Below are 15,358 nucleotides of genomic sequence, written 5' to 3'. Positions count from 1 at the left end.
ATGGTCACACAGTTCAGCCCATATTGCGCCACACCCGCCCCGGGAGGCCGGCCATGAATGTGAAGAAATTTACGGGTGCCTCGTCGCGCGATGCGCTGCGCAAGGTGCGCGAGGCGCTCGGCCCCGACGCCGTGATCCTGTCGAACCGCCAGGCCGATGGCGTGGTGGAAATCCTCGCGCTGGCCAATGACGATGCCGCCTCGCTGGCCTCGCCGCCGGCCGCCTCCGAAATGGCCCAGCCCCGTCCCCAGTTGCAGACCCAGTTCGCCACGCCGCAGCGTGCCGCCGCCCCGGCCCAGCGCCCGGCCGCGCCCCGTCCCGCCGCCCCGCGCCAGGCTGCCGCCGAGCCGGTGGACATGGCCCGCATGCAGCAGATGATGGCCAGCGCCCTGGCGCACGTGAAGGAAAACGCCGCCGCCGAGATGAGCGGCATGATGAATGAAATCCGCGCCATGCGCGGCATGATGGAAACCCAGCTGGCGGAAATCTCCTGGGGTTCGACCCAGCAGCGCGAGCCGCAGAAGGCCGTCGTGCTGCGCGAAATGCTGGCCGCCGGCTTCTCGGCCAGCCTGGCGCGCTACCTGATCGACAAGCTGCCGGCCGGCTTGGATGGCGCACAAAGCATGCGCTGGATCAAGACGGTCCTGAGCCGTAACCTGAATACGGTGGCCAATGAAGACGCCATGCTGGAGCAGGGCGGCGTGTTCGCCCTCGTCGGTCCGACCGGCGTCGGCAAGACCACCAGCACGGCCAAGCTGGCTGCCCGCTGCGTGATGCGCCACGGTCCGGAAAAGCTGGCCCTGATCACCACGGATGCCTACCGTATCGGCGCGCACGAGCAATTGCGCATCTACGGCAAGATCCTCGGCGTGATGGTGCATTCCGTGAAGGACGAGGCGGACCTGCGCATCGCCCTGAAGGAACTCAAGAACAAGCACACGGTGCTGATCGATACGGTGGGCGTGAGCCAGCGCGACCAGATGGTGACGGAACAGGTGGCCATGCTGTCGGGCGCCGGCGCCGACGTGAAGCGCCTGCTGTGCCTGAACTCGACGGCGACGCAGGAAACCCTGAACGAAGTGGTGCGCGCCTACCAGGGCAGCGGCCTGGCCGGCTGCATCATGACCAAGCTCGATGAGGCGGCGTCGATTGGCAACGTGCTCGACGTGGTCATCCGCCAGAAGCTGAACCTGTTCTATGTGTCGAACGGCCAGCGCGTGCCGGAAGACCTGCACCTGGGCGACCGCGCCTACCTGATCGACCGCGCCTTCAAGCTCAAGCGCGACTCGGCGGCGACGCAGTTTTCCGATGCCGAACTGCCGCTGCTGATGGCGCAGGCGGCCGCCCGCAACAATGAAGCGCGCGGGGTGCACCTTGGCTAACTTCGATTTCGACCAGGCCGAAGGCCTGCGCCGCATGCTGGCTGGTCCGCAGCCGCGCGTCATGACCTTCCTGTCGGCCACGCCGCAGGACGACAAGGGCGCCATGCTGGTCAACCTGGGCGCCTCGCTGGCCTACGGCGGCAATGAAGTGCTGCTGGTCGACGCCAGCGGCGGCAGCGATGGCGTGGCGTCGCGCCTGGGACTGGCGCATGGCGCCAGCCTGCTCGACGTGGCGCGCCAGCAGTGCGGCCTGAACCAGGTGATCCACCAGGTGCCGCAAGGCTTCGGCGTGGCCAGCCTGGGCGCGCGCAACCACCTGATGGACAGCATGGACTATGCGGGCGACGACGACACGCGCCGCCTGGGCAAGACCTTCGAGGTGATGGCGCGCCAGAGCGGCATCGTGCTGGTCGACGGCGTCGTGGCGGAGCAGGGCGAGTGCTTCCCCGTGCCCCTGATGGCGTCCTCGGATATCGTGGTGCAGGTGTCGAACAGTGCCAATTCGATCAAGGCGGCCTACTGCCTGATCAAGCGCCTGAACCAGGAACTGGGACGCCGCCCCTTCGGCATTCTTGTCACGGGCGCTTCCGAATCCGAGGCAAAAGTGGTATACGATAATATGGCGCAGGCGGCGAGCCGCTACCTGGCCGTGAAACTGACGTCGATGGGTTCCGTGCCGGCCGATGAGTACCTGCACCGCGCGGCGCGCCTGGGCCGCAGCGTGGTCGATGCCTTCCCGCTGGCCGGTGCCTCGGTGGCGTTCCGCGGGCTGGCCGAGCGGCTCGTGCGGTCGGCGGCGCCGGTGCTCGGTTCCACCTTGTACCAGACGGGGAGCGCCCACCATTTCAGCGCCTGAATCCAACCGTAGCACCAGATAAGACGAGAAAACAATAAGCAGCCTATGTACACGGTCAAAGGGAAATCGAACAAGGACTATTTGCTGACGGAGCATATTCCGCTGGTGAAGCGTCTGGCGCACCATATGAAGGCGAAATTGCCGCCTTCGGTCGAGGTCGATGACCTGATCCAGGCCGGCATGATCGGCCTGCTGGACGCCATCAGCCGCTATGAGGAAACCCATGGCGCGCAGTTCGAGACCTATGCCGTGCTGCGTATCCGCGGCGCCATGCTCGACGAACTGCGCACCAGCGACTGGCTGCCGCGCAGCATGCGCCAGAACATGCGCAAGATCGAAGAGGCGATGAGCATCCTGCAGCAGCGCCTGGGCCACCCGCCGACGGAGTCGGAAGTGGCCAAGCTGCTGAAAATGTCGCTGGCCGACTACCAGGAAATGCTGGGCGACGGCGGCGGCCACCAACTGGTGTACTACGAAGACTTTCATGACCCGGACGGCAATGACAGCTTCCTCGACCGCCACTGCGTGGACGAGGACAGCGACCCCTTGCGTTCCCTGCTCGATACCGATTTCCGGCAATCCGTGATCGATGCCATCGACGCGCTGCCGCCACGCGAGAAAATACTCATGGGCCTGTACTACGAAGAAGAGCTGAACCTGAAGGAAATCGGCGCAGTGATGGGCGTGTCGGAATCGCGCGTCTCGCAGCTGCATACCCAGGCCGTCGCGCGCCTGCGCGCAACCTTGAGGGAGCAGGCGTGGACTGGTCCAGCATAATCGGGCTGGCGCTGGCGCTGGCGGGCCTGCTGGTCGGCCAGGCACTGGAAGGCGGCAAGATGGCCTCCCTGCTGCAGCCGGCCGCCTTCGCCATCGTCATCATCGGCACCTTCGGCGCCGTGCTGCTGCAGACGCGGCTGCGCACCTTCGTGCGCGGCCTGGAAATGCTGCGCTGGGTGTTCCTGCCGCCGGCCGACACGCGCGCCGCGCTGGCGCGCGACATCGGCGCCTGGAGCCTGACGGCGCGCCGCGACGGCCCCCTGGCGCTCGAGCGCCTGATGGAAAACACGGCCGACCGCTTCAATGCCAAGGGCTTGCGCATGATCGTCGACGGCATCGCGCCCGACAAGCTGCGCCAGCTGCTCGACGTGGAAATCTCCGCCTACGAAATGGCCGAGCGCCAGGCCGTCAAGGTGTGGGAATCGGCGGCCGGCTATTCGCCCACCATCGGCATCCTGGGCGCCGTGCTGGGCTTGATCCACGTCATGGAAAACCTCACCGATCCGAGCAAGCTGGGTAGCGGCATCGCCGTCGCCTTCGTCTCGACGATTTATGGCGTCGGCCTGGCCAATCTGCTGTTCCTGCCGGTGGCCAATAAACTCAAGGCCATCGTTTCGCGCCGCGTGCTGCAGTATGAAATCACGGCCGCCGTGCTGTACGACATCGCCACGGGCGACCACACGCGCATCATCGAAGAGCGCGTCGCCAGCCTGCTTCACGAGCACTGAGCGAGCACTGACCATGATGCGGCGCGCGCGCAGGAAGTATGACGAGGAGCCGGACAACCAGGACCGCTGGCTGATCTCGTACGCCGACTTCATCACCCTGCTGTTCGCTTTCTTCGTCGTCATGTACGCCATTTCGCAAGTCAACGAGGGCAAGTACCGCGTCTTCCAGAATGCCATCGGCCAGGCCTTCAGCCTGGAAAAGGGCGCGCCGCCCATCATCATGGAAGCGCCGCAGGCGATCCCGCTGCCGAACCCCGCCCTGAAGCGCCGCACGGAAGCCATCCGCCGCGAGCGCGAACACATGACGCGCCTGGCGCAGGACCTCACATCCACGCTGGCGCCGCTGGTCAAGGAAGGCAAGGTGCGCGTGACGCAGACGAGCCGCGGCGTCAGCGTGGAAATCAATGCCAGCGTGCTGTTCGACCCGGGCGCGGCGCGCCTGACGCCGGAATCGGACCAGGCCCTGCGCGCCGTCGCCGTGCTGCTCAGGGACGACACGCACGACGTGCAGGTGGAAGGGCACACGGACGTCCAGCCGATCAGCAATTCGAATTTTGCCTCGAATTGGGAATTGTCGGCCGCGCGCGCCAGCGCCGTCGTGCGCCTGTTCATCGCCAGCGGCGTGCAGGCCGCGCGCCTGACGGCCGTGGGCCACGCCGACAACATCCCCGTGGCGCCGAACGACACGCCGGAAGGGCGCGCGCGCAACCGCCGCGTGGCCGTGACGATCCTGTCGGGCATCCCGGAAACGGTGACGGAAGTGCCGACGGCGCCCGTGGCGCCGGCACCGGCCAACTGAACCCCGCCGCTTGCTACAATCGCGGCCTTGCCATTCTTTCTCTCTCGACCATGAAAAGCAGTTCCCAGGGCGGTCTCGTCTACTCCACCGAAACGGGCCGCATGTGCCCCGCCTGCCGCCAGCCGCTGGCGCAGTGCGCGTGCAAGGCGCAGGCCAGGGCGGCGCCCGCGGGCGACGGCGTGGTGCGCGTGTCGCGCCAGACCAAGGGCCGCGGCGGCAAGAGCGTCACCGTCGTCAAGGGCTTGCCGCTGGACGCCATCGCCCTGGCCCTGCTGGGCAAGCAGCTGCGCGCGCAGTGCGGCTCGGGCGGCACCGTCAAGGATGGCGTGATCGAGGTGCAGGGCGACCATGTCGACACCCTCCTGGCCGCGCTGGCCAAGCTGGGGCACCAGCCGAAGAAGGCGGGCGGCTGATTTTTTCCGCTGCGCGCGGGACAGCCGCGCGCGCCTGTGGTAACGTGCCTTTCCCGTGTCAGGCGTGCCCCCATGATGCATATCAAACTTACCGGCCTGGCCATTGCCGTGCTCGCGGCAGCGCTGGCGCTGGCGTACTGGTTTCTGCCCGATGACGGCGCGCCCGTGGCGGCGTCCGCCGTGCCGGCGCCCGCCCAGGGGCGCAGCCTGGCCGCGTATTTCACGCTCGATGCGTCCGCCGTGCCCGATCCCGTGGCGCCGCCCGTTCCCCTGGCGCAGCAGCTTGCGCGCCTGGCCGCCAGCGGCCGGCCGGAAGACGCGTATGCGGCCTACAATCTGCTCGACGACTGTATTTCTTTTGAGAAAGAGGGCCGCCTGCCGGGGCTGGAATTCGAGCTGGGACGCGAGATGACGGCCGAGGAAAAAGCCGCCCAGCGGCAGCTGTGCGCGGGCCTGACGCAGCGGCAGCGCGAGGACCGCCTGGCCTACCTGGCCACGGCGGCGAAGGCGGGCGTGCCGGGCGCGGCCACGCTGTTCCTGTCGGAAGGCCCGTTCGGCGACCGCAGCGCCCTGCGCAACCGTCCCGACGATCCGCTGGTGCAGGCGTGGAAGCGGCAAGCCATCGCCCAGCTGACGGCGCAGGCGGACGAGGCGGAACTGAGCAGTGTCTCGACCCTGATGATGGCCTACCTGCGCGATGGCGACGTGGTGCGCAAGGATGCGCCGCAGGCGTATGGCTACCTGCTGGCCCTGCGCCTCGTCTACGACGACATCCTCGCACCCGGCGTCACCAATCCCTACCAGGATGAGTACTGGCACTGGCTGCAGGACGAGCTGACGCCGGCGCAGCAGGCCGCCGCCGCAGCGAAGGGGCAAGCCATCGCGGCGAAGTTCCGCCAGCATGCGGGGCGGCCCGCGCACGGCTGAGCTGGCAAGGCCGCGGCGCCTTGCCGGAGAGTATTGTTGTTAAATAAGGGGAATCAGCCGATGACGACGCGCCGGCTGGCCGTGTTCGTCGTTGGCTGGCCGCTGGGGCCGTAGAAGTTGCCGCTTTGGGCGGCGGGGCGCATGGCGTTCAGGGCGCCCTGCGTGTGCAGCATGTGCTTGTTGACCAGCAGGCTGTTCAGGCGGTTCTGTTCCTTGGCTTCGCGCGTCGTCTCGAGCAGGGCTTTCCACAGGGGCGCCGCTTCCGCTTCGCTGGCGCCGACCAGCCAGTCTTCCATGCCCGCTTCGGCTGCCGTGTAGCCCGCTGCCGCCAGCGCCTGGTGGCGTTGCGCCGCCAGCTGGCTCAATTGTCCCACCAGTGCCGTCTTGCGTACGGTGAGCTCCGCGATTGCATCGATGTCAGCGGCAACCAGATGCCGCTGTTCTTCTTTCATCAATGCCAGCAATGTGGTCATGAGCTGTTGCTCGTCGCGCAGGCTGGAAAACGGAGTCACTGATTGCATTGGGAACCTATCTATTTCGTGAGTGCAGCAAGTCCTTGACCGTGTCGAGGAGACCGTCCGCCACTTTTTCAGAGTTGACCTGGAACTGGCCGTCGGCGATCGCCATCTTGATGCGTTCGACTTTTTTCGTGTCGAACACGGCGCCGCTGCCGGCAGTTGCACTGGCCGCTAATGCCTGTCCTTGCGGCGACAGGCGTACATTGTCCGACGTCGTCGGTGTTGCCTGGGCTTTCTCGGCATTGCGGGCGCCGGACGTACTCGCGGGCGCTACCGGCAGGCCGGGATTGCTTTTAATGGTGTTGTCGGTAATTTTCACAGCGTGATCCTCGTCTGGTCGAAGTCAAGAAACTCCGGGATATGTGTCATTATCGGCACCTTCTTCCGAAACTTTAGTGCGCCAGACCACAATATCGCTGTCCATATCGGTTTCACAAGGGATTAAAACGCCACCTCCACCAGGCCGCCTGCGCGCGCCACGCCGCTGATCTGCTGGCCGCTCTGCGTGCGCACCTGCACCGTCTGGCCATCGCCGGCGCTGCCGATGGCGCGGCCTTCTGATGCCACCTGGAAACCGTTGCCGCTGGAAACGACGCGCACCAGCTGGCCCTGCATGACGACGGGCTTGCGGCGCAGGGTGTCGAGGCGCATCGGCGTGCCCGGCGGCAAGGAAATAGTCGTGCTGGCCCCCACCACCTGGGCCATGTCGGTGGCTATGCCTGCCGGCAAGGCCGCCAGGTCGCCCTGCATCGTCACCAGCTGGCTGGCGTCGATGGCTTGCCCCTGCGCCAGCGGCACGGCGCTGGCCACGTAGTCGCCGACGACGGCCACGTTGGCTTGCAGATAGATGGTCCAGCTGGCCGGGGCCGTGCAGCGCACGCCCACGGTGGTCTTGCCCCAGGCGCGGGCGCCCGGTGCCATGAACGCTTGCGGCGCGGGGCAGGCGGCCAGGTTGAGGCGCGGATCGACGGCGCCGACGGTGATCGTCACCTTGCCCGGCAAGCCGTTGCTTTGTACTTGCAGGAACTGTTCCACGCTGGCGCGCAGCGCTTCCGGCGTCTGCCGGCCGGCGTTTTGCGCCTGCGCCAGGGACGTCAGTGCGGCAAGGGCGAAGAAGAAAGCGAGCGGTGTTTTCATGGTGATAGGCCTCTGGAATAGTGCCATGATAGTGCGCGCCGCCCCGTTCGAAGCCCGGATTAAGGGGTAAAAGTACGGTCTGATCCGGCGATGGCCTTGCCGGTGGCCGCCGTACTATGTTTCCTGTCATCACTATACCGCCATCCTTCCGCCATCTCAGGCGCCAGTGGCAGATCTTTCCGGAGCCTGACATGATAGGGAAACTCGACGATTACATGCGCTTCAACGAGACGGCGCTGAGCCTGCGCTCGACGCGCCAGGAATTGCTCGCCTCGAATATCGCCAATGCCGACACGCCCAACTACAAGGCGCGCGACGTCGATTTCGCCAGCGCCCTGAAAGGCGCGCTGGCGCGCAGCGACGGCACGCCCCCGGCCCTGAAGGGCACGGCGCCGCAGCACCTGGCGGGCAAGGGCACGGCGGCCGCGGCTGGCGGCAAGGTGGAGACGCTGGCCGATGGCACGCCGCTGCTGTACCGCGCGCCGGCCCAGGGCGCCGTCGATGGCAATACGGTGGACATGGACCTCGAGCGCAACGCCTTCGCCGACAATTCCATCCGCTACGAAGCGAGCATCACGCTGCTCAATGCGCAGATCAAGGGCATGCTCACGGCCATCCAGGGAGGACAGTAATCATGTCGCTGTTTAATATCTTCAACGTTTCCGGTTCGGCCATGAGCGCCCAGGCGCAGCGCCTGAACACGGTGGCCAGCAACCTGGCCAATGCCGACAGCGCCACCAGCGCCAGCGGCGAAGCCTACCGCGCCAAGCAGGTGGTCTTCGAAGCCGTGCCCATGGCCAACGGCGCCACGGCCGTCAAGGTGCAGAAGGTGATCGAGGACCCGTCGCCGATGAAGCTCGTCTACGACCCGAAGAATCCGCTGGCCGACGAGAAGGGCTACGTCACCATGCCCAACGTGAACACGGTCGACGAGATGGTCAACATGCTGTCCGCTTCGCGCTCCTACCAGACCAACGTGGAAACCATGAACGCGGCCAAGTCGCTGCTCCTGAAAACCCTTACGCTCGGCCAATAAGGCTGACTGATCATTATGGCAACCATCGATACCAGCAACACCGTCACCACCGATCTGATGGCGACGATGAATCCGAAGAAGACCACGGCCGAACCTGGCAGTGTCGAGGCGGAAACAAACAAATTCCTGACCCTGCTGGTCACCCAGCTGAAAAACCAGGACCCGATGAATCCGCTCGACAATGCGCAGCTGACCAGCCAGCTGGCGCAGCTGTCCACGGTGACGGGCGTCAACAAGCTCAACACGACCCTGGAAACCCTGAAAACCAGCTACCAGCAAGCCGAATCGATGCAGGCGGCCAACATCATCGGCCATGGCGTGTTGACGGCAGGCAAGGATATCAACCTGAGCAAGAGCGCTGCCCTGCTGGGCGTGGACCTGGCCACGGCCGCCGACAAGGTCAAGGTCGTCATCTACAAGGATGGCAAGGAAGTCCATTCCATCGACCTGGGCGCGCAGGAAGCGGGCACCTTGCCGCTGGGCTGGAATGGTTCCACGGCGGACCTCGATGCGGAAGGCAAGAACATCGTGCTGCCCGACGGCGCCTACACCTTCACGGTGGAAGCGACGCGCGGCGGCACCGTGCTGAAGGATGCGACGGCGCTGATGTTCGGCTCGGTCGCCAGCGTCTCGACGGGCGCGAATGGCGTGAAATTGAATGTACCGGGCGTGGGCAGCATCACCATGGCCGATGTGAAGCAGATCCTGTAAGCCGCTCGATCGTAGCGTGACCCCCCCCCTAATTTCTACCAGGAGAACACAATGTCTTTCCAACAAGGCCTGAGCGGCTTGAATGGCGCCGCCAAATCGCTGGACGTCATCGGCAACAACATCGCCAACTCGTCGACCGTGGGTTTCAAGCAGTCGCAGGCCCAGTTCGCCGACATCTATGCCAACTCGCTGTATGGCGTGGGCGGCAACCAGGCGGGGATCGGCGTGTCGGTGTCGCAAATCGCCCAGCAATTTAACCAGGGCAACCTGGAAACGTCGTCGAATCCCCTCGACATCGCCATCAATGGCGGCGGCTTCTTCCGTACCAGCGTCAACGGCGCCATCCAGTACTCGCGCAATGGCCAGTTCCAGGTCGACAAGAGCGGCTTCATCGTCAACGCCCAGCTGGCGCAGCTGACCGGCTATGCGGCCGACGCCAACGGCAAGATCGTCGCCGGCGCCGTCGTGCCCCTGCAGATCGACCAGTCGGACATGAAGCCCCAGGCGACGACCAAGATCGACACGCAGGTCAACCTCAATTCCAACACGACCATGCCGACGACCGTGCCGTTCAAGGCCGGCGACGATTCCTCGTACAGCAAGTCCTTCCCTGTCGAAGTCTTCGATTCGCTGGGCAATTCCCACATCATGTCGAATTTCTACGTCAAGACGGGCACCAACACCTGGGACGTCTACTCGGCCATGGATGGCACGGAAGTGACCAGCATGAAGGCCGCGGCGGCCCTGCAGACGGACCCCGCCTCGCTGGCCGCGCGCGCCGCCTACCAGGCGGCTGTCACGGCCGTGCCGCTGGTGCCGGCCAATGTGACGGCCGCCGCCGTCGCCTATGGCAATGCGGCCGGTGCCGCCGTCTCGGCGGCGGCCGCCGCCGCGGGCGCCACGCCGGCGCAGCTGGCCGCCATCGCCGCCACCTACGGCAGTGCCGTGCCGGATGGCATCAACTCGAGCCGCACGCCGGACCAGATCGACGCGGCCATCCGCGCCGTGACCGAAGTGCCCGCCGTCAAGACCGGTTCGCTGGTCTTCAACACGGTCGGCAGCCTGGACCGGGCAGCCATGCTGGCCCTGACGCCGCCGCAAACCCTGCCCGTCACCGTCAATCTGCCGATCTTCCCCGCCACGGGCGCCAATGCCACCCTGTCGGTGCAGGTCGATTTCAGCAAATCGACCCAGCTGGGCACCGCCACGGCGGAAAAGAAAACGGAAGCGGACGGCTACAAGGCCGGCCAGCTGAGCCAGTTCATCGTCGGTGATGACGGCGTCATCCAGGGCCAGTACAACAATGGCAAGACGCGCAGCCTGGGGCAAGTGGTGTTGAGCAACTTTACCAACCCGAATGGCCTGGAGCCGCTGGGCAATAACGCCTGGGTGGAAAGCTCGGCCTCGGGCAAGCCCATCACGGGCGAGCCGAAGACGGGCACCCTGGGCAACCTGCGTGCCTCGGCCGTGGAAGTGTCGAACGTCGACCTGACGGCGGAACTGGTCAACATGATCACGGCCCAGCGCGCCTACCAGGCGAATGCGCAAACCATCAAGACGCAGGATTCGGTTTTGCAAACCTTAGTCAACCTCCGCTAATAAGTTGACCGGGGGCATATGCCCCCGATTTTATTGTTGGTTTGGGAGAAATAAAAAATGGACCGTCTCATCTACACCGCCGCCTCGGGCGCCAAGCACATCCTCGACAAGCAGGCGACCACGGCGAACAACCTGGCGAACGCCACCAGCACGGGCTTCCGCGCCCAGCTCGACTCGTTCCGCGCCGTGCCCGTCGTGGCCGATGGCATGATGCCCACGCGCGCCTTCGTTGTCGATTCGACGGTCGGTTCCGATTTCACGCAAGGCCCCATGCAGCACACGGGCCGCGCGCTCGACGTGGCCGTGGAAAATGGCGGCTGGATCGCCGTGCAGTCCGCCGACGGCTCCGAAGCCTACACGCGCAACGGCGCCCTGAAGCTCAATGAAAACGGCATGCTGCAGACGCAATCGGGCCTGATGGTGCAGGGCGACACGGGGCCCATGGCCATTCCGCCCGGCGTGACGGTGGCCATCGCCAGCGACGGCACGGTGGGCACGATTTCCACGGACGTGCCGCCGGGACCGTCGACGGTGCTGGGGCGCATCAAGCTCGTCAACCCGCCCGAGCAGCAGCTGGTGCGCGGCGACGACGGCCTGTTCCGCCTGAAGGATGGCACGACGGCCCAGGCCGACCAGGCCGTCAAGCTCACCACGGGCGCGCTGGAGGGCAGCAATGTCAGCCCCGTCGACTCCATGGTCAGCATGATCGCCCTGGCGCGCCAGTTCGAAACGCAAATGAGCCTGTTGAAGAATGCCGAGAATAACGCGGCGAAAGCCACCCAGATCCTCGCTTTGAATTGATGGGGATCGCCGCATAATGGTCACATGGAAATAGTCTACAGGGCTGGTTAGCGCTGTTATTGGAGAAAAAACATGATTCGTTCCCTTTGGATAGCCAAGACCGGCCTGGAAGCGCAGCAGACGCAGATGGACGTGATCGCCAATAACCTGGCCAACGTCAGCACCACGGGCTTCAAGAAGTCGCGCGCCGTGTTCGAGGACTTGCTGTACCAAAACGTGCGCCAGCCGGGCGCGCAATCGTCGCAGCAAACCCAGCTGCCATCGGGCTTGCAGATCGGCACGGGCGTGCGCACCGTGGCCACCGAACGCATCCATACCCAGGGCAATCCCCAGGCGTCCGGCAATTCGCGCGACGTGATGGTCAACGGCACGGGCTTTTTCCAGGTGCTGATGCCGGATGGCGCCACCGCCTACACGCGCGACGGCTCCTTCCAGACGGACAGCAACGGCCAGCTCGTCACTTCCGAAGGCTTCGTCATCCAGCCCGCCATCACCGTGCCCACCAATGCGCTGAGCCTGACCGTGGCGCGCGACGGCACCGTTTCCGTCACCCTGCCCGACACGGTGGCGCCATCGCAGATCGGCTCGCTGCAGCTGACCACCTTCGTCAACCCGGCCGGCCTGGAATCGAAGGGCGAAAACCTGTACATGGAAACGGGCGCCTCCGGCGTGGCGCAGACCAACACCCCGGGCACGAATGGCGCCGGCGTGCTGATGCAGGGCTATATCGAGACGTCGAACGTCAACGTGGCCGAGGAAATGGTCAATATGATCCAGACGCAGCGCGCCTACGAGATCAACAGCAAGGCCATCACCACATCCGACCAGATGCTGCAGAAGTTGTCGCAACTTTAATTTTTTTGTCGTCATGCCATCCCTCGCCGGGTGGCAGCGGAGGTTCGTCATGCACTACCCCATCATCGCCCTGTTGTCCGCAGTCCTGCTGTCCGGCTGCGCCATCACGCCCACCTCGATCGTGCAATACCCGACCACCACGCGCGCGCCGATGCCGGAACCCGTGGTCGTCAACAACGGCTCCATCTACCAGCCGTCGACCTACCGTCCCGCCTTCGAAGACCGCCGCGCGCGCCACGTGGGCGACACCATGACGATCGCCATCACCGAGCGCACGAATGCCGTCAAGGCCGGCGCCAGTTCCGGCAACAAGTCCGGCAGCGTGGGCTTTTCCACGCCCGGCATCGCCCAGGGCCGCTTCGGCGCCAGCGTGGCGGCGAATGGTGCCACCAAATTTGCCGACGGCGACAACCAGTCCGCCAGCAACACGTTTTCCGGCACGATCGGCGTGACGGTGATCGAGGTATTGCCAAACGGCAACCTGATCGTCGCCGGCGAGAAGCAGATCGCCATGAACAAGGGCACGGAATTCATCCGCTTCTCCGGCATGGTCAATCCCGATACCATCGGCATCGGCAACGTCGTGCCGTCGACCCAGGTGGCCGATGCGCGCGTCGAGTATCGCACCAACAGCCAGATCGACCGCGCCGAGATGGCGTCGATGGCGTCGCGCTTCTTCCTCAGCCTGTTGCCGTTCTGATCATGGCGACCCTGACCTTTCCCCGCCTTTTCGCCGTCTGCGGCCTGGCATTGTCCCTGCTGGCGCCCGTGGCCCAGGCCGAGCGCCTGAAAGACCTGGCCAGCATCGCCGGCGTGCGCCAGAATCAGCTGATGGGCTATGGCCTCGTCGTCGGTCTCGACGGCAGCGGCGACCAGACCACGCAAACCCCGTTCACCATCCAGAGCGTGGCGGCGATGCTGCAGCAGCAGGGCATCAACTTGCCGCAAGGCACGAGCTTGCAACTGAAAAACGTCGCCGCCGTGATGGTGACGACGGCCTTGCCCGCGTTTGCCCAGCCGGGCCAGTTGCTCGACGTGACGGTGTCGTCGATGGGCAATGCGAAAAGCTTGCGCGGCGGCACTTTACTGATGACTCCGCTGAAGGGCGCCGATGGCCAGGTCTACGGCATGGCGCAGGGTAACGTGCTGGTGGGCGGCGTGGGCGCGCAGGCGGCCGGCAGTTCCGTCGTCATCAATCACCTGTCCGTGGGGCGCATCTCGGGCGGCGCCACCGTCGAGCGCAGCGTGCCGTCGGCGCTGGGCGCCAACAACACCGTCCGCCTGGAATTGAACGCCACCGATTTTGCCACCGCCAGCCGCGTGGCCGACGCCATCAACAGCCGCTTCGGTCCCGGCACGGCAGCCGCGCTGGACGGGCGCGTGATCCAGGTGCAGTCGCCGGGCGGCAGCGACCAGCGCGTGGCCTTCCTGGGCCAGTTGGAGAGCATCGAAGTCAATCCGGCCCGCCTGGCGGCCAAGGTCATCATGAATGCGCGCACGGGTTCCGTCGTGATGAACCAGTCCGTGACCCTGGAAACGTGCGCCATTTCGCACGGCAACCTGTCCGTCACCATCAACGTCGAGCCGCAGGTGAGCCAGCCGGCGCCCCTGTCGGGCGGGCGCACGGTGGTGACGCAGACGGCGCAGATCGACATCAAGAAGGAACCGGGCAAGGTCATGCTGGTCAAGGGTGGCGCCTCGCTGTCGGACGTGGTGAAGGCCCTGAACGCCATCGGCGCCTCGCCGCAGGACCTGCTGGCCATCCTGCAGGCGATGAAGGCGGCCGGTTCGCTGCGCGCCGAACTTGAAATCATTTGATGGGCACGCCATGATCAGCCAAACCGACCTCAGCAATACCGCCGCCTACGACGTCAAGGGCATGGATGGCTTGCGCCAGTCCGCCAAGGCGAAGGATCCTGCCGCGCTGAAGGAGGCGGCGACGCAGTTCGAGGCCATGTTCATCAACATGATGATGAAAAGCATGCGCGACGCCACGCCGCAGGACGGCATCATGGATAGCCAGCAAAGCAAGATGTACACCTCGATGCTGGACCAGCAGACGAGCCAGAACCTGGCCAAGCGGGGCACGGGCCTGGCTGACGTGCTGATCCGCCAGTTGTCGTCCTCGGGCCAGGCGCTGGCGGCCGATGGCGCCGAGGCGCCGTCGCCCCGCTCGTCGAGCATTGCGCAGGCGCTGGCCGCCTTCCGCCAGCAGCAGGGCGCCATCGCCGACGGCGCCACGGGCGGCAAGACGCTCAGCGACAAGGCCAACGCAACGCAGGCGCCGCACGTGCGCGCCTTCCAGGAAAAGCTGGGCGTGCATGCGGAAGAAGCGAGCCGCGCCACCGGCATCCCGGCCAAGTTCATGCTGGGCCAGGCGGCGCTGGAAACGGGCTGGGGCAAGCGCGAAATCATCAGCCGCGACGGCAGCAGCAGCCACAACCTGTTCGGCATCAAGGCGACCAGCGACTGGAAGGGCAAGGTCACGGAAGCCGTCACGACGGAATACGTGAATGGCAAGGCGCAGCGCAAGGTGGAAAAATTCCGCGCCTACGACAGCTATGCGGACAGCTTCAAGGATTATGCGCAGTTGATTACCAACAACAAACGCTATGAAAAAGTGCTGGCCAGCGCCGGCGACGCCAGCACCTTTGCCCAGGGCCTGCAAAAGGCAGGCTATGCGACGGACCCGAATTACGCTGCCAAATTGACAAAGATTATCAAGAATTCGCTGGTCGGCTAATTCCCCGCCTGTCCCCTGCGCAAGCCGCGCGCTTCAAGTTTTCGCCGCGGCTGCCGTAAATACTTTTGACGGTAAC

Annotated in this window: 19 protein-coding genes; 16 read left to right on the top strand and 3 right to left on the bottom strand. The window is 65.4% G+C overall.

From position 1 onward, the window contains the following. Positions 1-53: 53 nt before the first annotated feature. The 7 genes from flhF to AC07VL_RS16615 all read left to right on the top strand — a co-directional run bounded on the left by flhF (position 54) and on the right by AC07VL_RS16615 (position 5,882). Positions 54-1,382 (top strand): flagellar biosynthesis GTPase FlhF, encoded by a 1,329-nt coding sequence (flhF, locus tag AC07VL_RS16645; protein ID WP_494806824.1) that lies wholly within the window; start codon positions 54-56, stop codon positions 1,380-1,382. After that, complete coding sequence (locus tag AC07VL_RS16640) at positions 1,375-2,238, top strand: MinD/ParA family ATP-binding protein (protein WP_290604356.1); 864 nt, start codon at positions 1,375-1,377, stop codon at positions 2,236-2,238. The genes flhF and AC07VL_RS16640 overlap by 8 nt, the downstream gene beginning before the upstream one ends. Before the next feature lie 45 nt (positions 2,239-2,283). After that, positions 2,284-3,015 carry an RNA polymerase sigma factor FliA gene (locus AC07VL_RS16635; RefSeq protein WP_071322371.1) on the top strand — a complete coding sequence of 244 codons (732 nt, stop codon included), beginning with the start codon at positions 2,284-2,286 and terminating at the stop codon, positions 3,013-3,015. Then, positions 2,997-3,743 carry a flagellar motor protein gene (locus AC07VL_RS16630; RefSeq protein WP_494806823.1) on the top strand — a complete coding sequence of 249 codons (747 nt, stop codon included), beginning with the start codon at positions 2,997-2,999 and terminating at the stop codon, positions 3,741-3,743. Before AC07VL_RS16635 ends, AC07VL_RS16630 begins: the two co-directional genes overlap by 19 nt. Positions 3,744-3,759: 16 nt before the next feature. Continuing rightward, on the top strand, positions 3,760-4,542 hold the full coding sequence (gene motD, locus AC07VL_RS16625; RefSeq protein WP_494806845.1) for a flagellar motor protein MotD: 783 nt from the start codon (positions 3,760-3,762) through the stop codon (positions 4,540-4,542). A 50-nt stretch (positions 4,543-4,592) separates the two neighbouring features. After that, positions 4,593-4,955 carry a translation initiation factor Sui1 gene (locus AC07VL_RS16620; protein ID WP_494806822.1) on the top strand — a complete coding sequence of 121 codons (363 nt, stop codon included), beginning with the start codon at positions 4,593-4,595 and terminating at the stop codon, positions 4,953-4,955. Between the two features lie 72 nt (positions 4,956-5,027). After that, positions 5,028-5,882 (top strand): hypothetical protein, encoded by an 855-nt coding sequence (locus AC07VL_RS16615; RefSeq protein WP_494806821.1) that lies wholly within the window; start codon positions 5,028-5,030, stop codon positions 5,880-5,882. Between the two features lie 53 nt (positions 5,883-5,935). Here the strand turns inward: AC07VL_RS16615 and AC07VL_RS16610 are convergent, their stop codons facing one another. From AC07VL_RS16610 to flgA, 3 genes are all read right to left on the bottom strand, one after another. After that, a complete protein-coding gene (locus AC07VL_RS16610) occupies positions 5,936-6,403 on the bottom strand; it encodes a flagella synthesis protein FlgN (protein WP_290604364.1) in 468 nt (155 codons plus the stop codon). A gap of 7 nt (positions 6,404-6,410) precedes the next feature. Then, positions 6,411-6,719 (bottom strand): flagellar biosynthesis anti-sigma factor FlgM, encoded by a 309-nt coding sequence (gene flgM / locus AC07VL_RS16605; RefSeq protein ID WP_290604366.1) that lies wholly within the window; start codon positions 6,717-6,719, stop codon positions 6,411-6,413. A gap of 122 nt (positions 6,720-6,841) precedes the next feature. Then, positions 6,842-7,537 carry a flagellar basal body P-ring formation chaperone FlgA gene (gene flgA / locus AC07VL_RS16600; RefSeq protein ID WP_494806820.1) on the bottom strand — a complete coding sequence of 232 codons (696 nt, stop codon included), beginning with the start codon at positions 7,535-7,537 and terminating at the stop codon, positions 6,842-6,844. 191 nt (positions 7,538-7,728) lie between these two features. On the opposite strand from flgA, the gene flgB reads away from it, so the two are divergent. The 9 genes from flgB to flgJ all read left to right on the top strand — a co-directional run bounded on the left by flgB (position 7,729) and on the right by flgJ (position 15,282). Next, complete coding sequence (gene flgB, locus AC07VL_RS16595; protein WP_290604369.1) at positions 7,729-8,169, top strand: flagellar basal body rod protein FlgB; 441 nt, start codon at positions 7,729-7,731, stop codon at positions 8,167-8,169. Positions 8,170-8,171: 2 nt separating this feature from the next. Continuing rightward, positions 8,172-8,573, top strand: a complete 402-nt coding sequence (gene flgC, locus AC07VL_RS16590; RefSeq protein WP_196854753.1) for a flagellar basal body rod protein FlgC — start codon at positions 8,172-8,174, stop codon at positions 8,571-8,573. A gap of 15 nt (positions 8,574-8,588) precedes the next feature. Further along, positions 8,589-9,284: a flagellar hook assembly protein FlgD gene (locus AC07VL_RS16585; RefSeq protein WP_494806819.1), complete on the top strand. Its 696-nt coding sequence runs from the start codon at positions 8,589-8,591 to the stop codon at positions 9,282-9,284. Between the two features lie 51 nt (positions 9,285-9,335). Continuing rightward, complete coding sequence (locus AC07VL_RS16580; protein WP_494806818.1) at positions 9,336-10,883, top strand: flagellar hook protein FlgE; 1,548 nt, start codon at positions 9,336-9,338, stop codon at positions 10,881-10,883. Between the two features lie 57 nt (positions 10,884-10,940). Continuing rightward, complete coding sequence (locus tag AC07VL_RS16575; protein WP_494806817.1) at positions 10,941-11,684, top strand: flagellar basal body rod protein FlgF; 744 nt, start codon at positions 10,941-10,943, stop codon at positions 11,682-11,684. Between the two features lie 72 nt (positions 11,685-11,756). Then, positions 11,757-12,539, top strand: coding sequence for a flagellar basal-body rod protein FlgG (gene flgG / locus AC07VL_RS16570; RefSeq protein ID WP_071322383.1), 783 nt, complete (start codon positions 11,757-11,759; stop codon positions 12,537-12,539). A gap of 49 nt (positions 12,540-12,588) precedes the next feature. After that, a complete protein-coding gene (locus AC07VL_RS16565) occupies positions 12,589-13,239 on the top strand; it encodes a flagellar basal body L-ring protein FlgH (RefSeq protein WP_494806816.1) in 651 nt (216 codons plus the stop codon). A 2-nt stretch (positions 13,240-13,241) separates the two neighbouring features. Beyond that, positions 13,242-14,357 carry a flagellar basal body P-ring protein FlgI gene (locus AC07VL_RS16560; protein ID WP_494806815.1) on the top strand — a complete coding sequence of 372 codons (1,116 nt, stop codon included), beginning with the start codon at positions 13,242-13,244 and terminating at the stop codon, positions 14,355-14,357. Positions 14,358-14,367: 10 nt separating this feature from the next. After that, positions 14,368-15,282, top strand: coding sequence for a flagellar assembly peptidoglycan hydrolase FlgJ (flgJ, locus tag AC07VL_RS16555; RefSeq protein ID WP_290604378.1), 915 nt, complete (start codon positions 14,368-14,370; stop codon positions 15,280-15,282). The last annotated feature ends 76 nt before the right edge of the window (positions 15,283-15,358 follow it).

The organism is Janthinobacterium sp. GW821-FHT03C08 (assembly GCF_059420905.1).
The sequence above is the reverse complement of the archived record's forward strand: the minus strand, read 5'-3'. Positions and strand labels throughout refer to the sequence as shown.

Excerpts from the sequence above, each read along its gene's own strand:
- AC07VL_RS16575 (WP_494806817.1), top strand. The coding sequence starts at position 10,941 with ATGGACCGTCTCATCTACACCGCCGCCTCGGGCGCCAAGCACATCCTC.
- AC07VL_RS16635 (WP_071322371.1), top strand. The coding sequence starts at position 2,284 with ATGTACACGGTCAAAGGGAAATCGAACAAGGACTATTTGCTGACGGAG.
- AC07VL_RS16560 (WP_494806815.1), top strand. The coding sequence starts at position 13,242 with ATGGCGACCCTGACCTTTCCCCGCCTTTTCGCCGTCTGCGGCCTGGCA.
- flgJ (WP_290604378.1), top strand. The coding sequence starts at position 14,368 with ATGATCAGCCAAACCGACCTCAGCAATACCGCCGCCTACGACGTCAAG.
- flgC (WP_196854753.1), top strand. The coding sequence starts at position 8,172 with ATGTCGCTGTTTAATATCTTCAACGTTTCCGGTTCGGCCATGAGCGCC.
- flgB (WP_290604369.1), top strand. The coding sequence starts at position 7,729 with ATGATAGGGAAACTCGACGATTACATGCGCTTCAACGAGACGGCGCTG.
- flhF (WP_494806824.1), top strand. The coding sequence starts at position 54 with ATGAATGTGAAGAAATTTACGGGTGCCTCGTCGCGCGATGCGCTGCGC.
- AC07VL_RS16580 (WP_494806818.1), top strand. The coding sequence starts at position 9,336 with ATGTCTTTCCAACAAGGCCTGAGCGGCTTGAATGGCGCCGCCAAATCG.
- AC07VL_RS16615 (WP_494806821.1), top strand. The coding sequence starts at position 5,028 with ATGATGCATATCAAACTTACCGGCCTGGCCATTGCCGTGCTCGCGGCA.
- motD (WP_494806845.1), top strand. The coding sequence starts at position 3,760 with ATGCGGCGCGCGCGCAGGAAGTATGACGAGGAGCCGGACAACCAGGAC.
- flgA (WP_494806820.1), bottom strand. The coding sequence starts at position 7,537 with ATGAAAACACCGCTCGCTTTCTTCTTCGCCCTTGCCGCACTGACGTCC.
- AC07VL_RS16610 (WP_290604364.1), bottom strand. The coding sequence starts at position 6,403 with ATGCAATCAGTGACTCCGTTTTCCAGCCTGCGCGACGAGCAACAGCTC.
- flgG (WP_071322383.1), top strand. The coding sequence starts at position 11,757 with ATGATTCGTTCCCTTTGGATAGCCAAGACCGGCCTGGAAGCGCAGCAG.
- AC07VL_RS16585 (WP_494806819.1), top strand. The coding sequence starts at position 8,589 with ATGGCAACCATCGATACCAGCAACACCGTCACCACCGATCTGATGGCG.
- AC07VL_RS16565 (WP_494806816.1), top strand. The coding sequence starts at position 12,589 with ATGCACTACCCCATCATCGCCCTGTTGTCCGCAGTCCTGCTGTCCGGC.
- AC07VL_RS16620 (WP_494806822.1), top strand. The coding sequence starts at position 4,593 with ATGAAAAGCAGTTCCCAGGGCGGTCTCGTCTACTCCACCGAAACGGGC.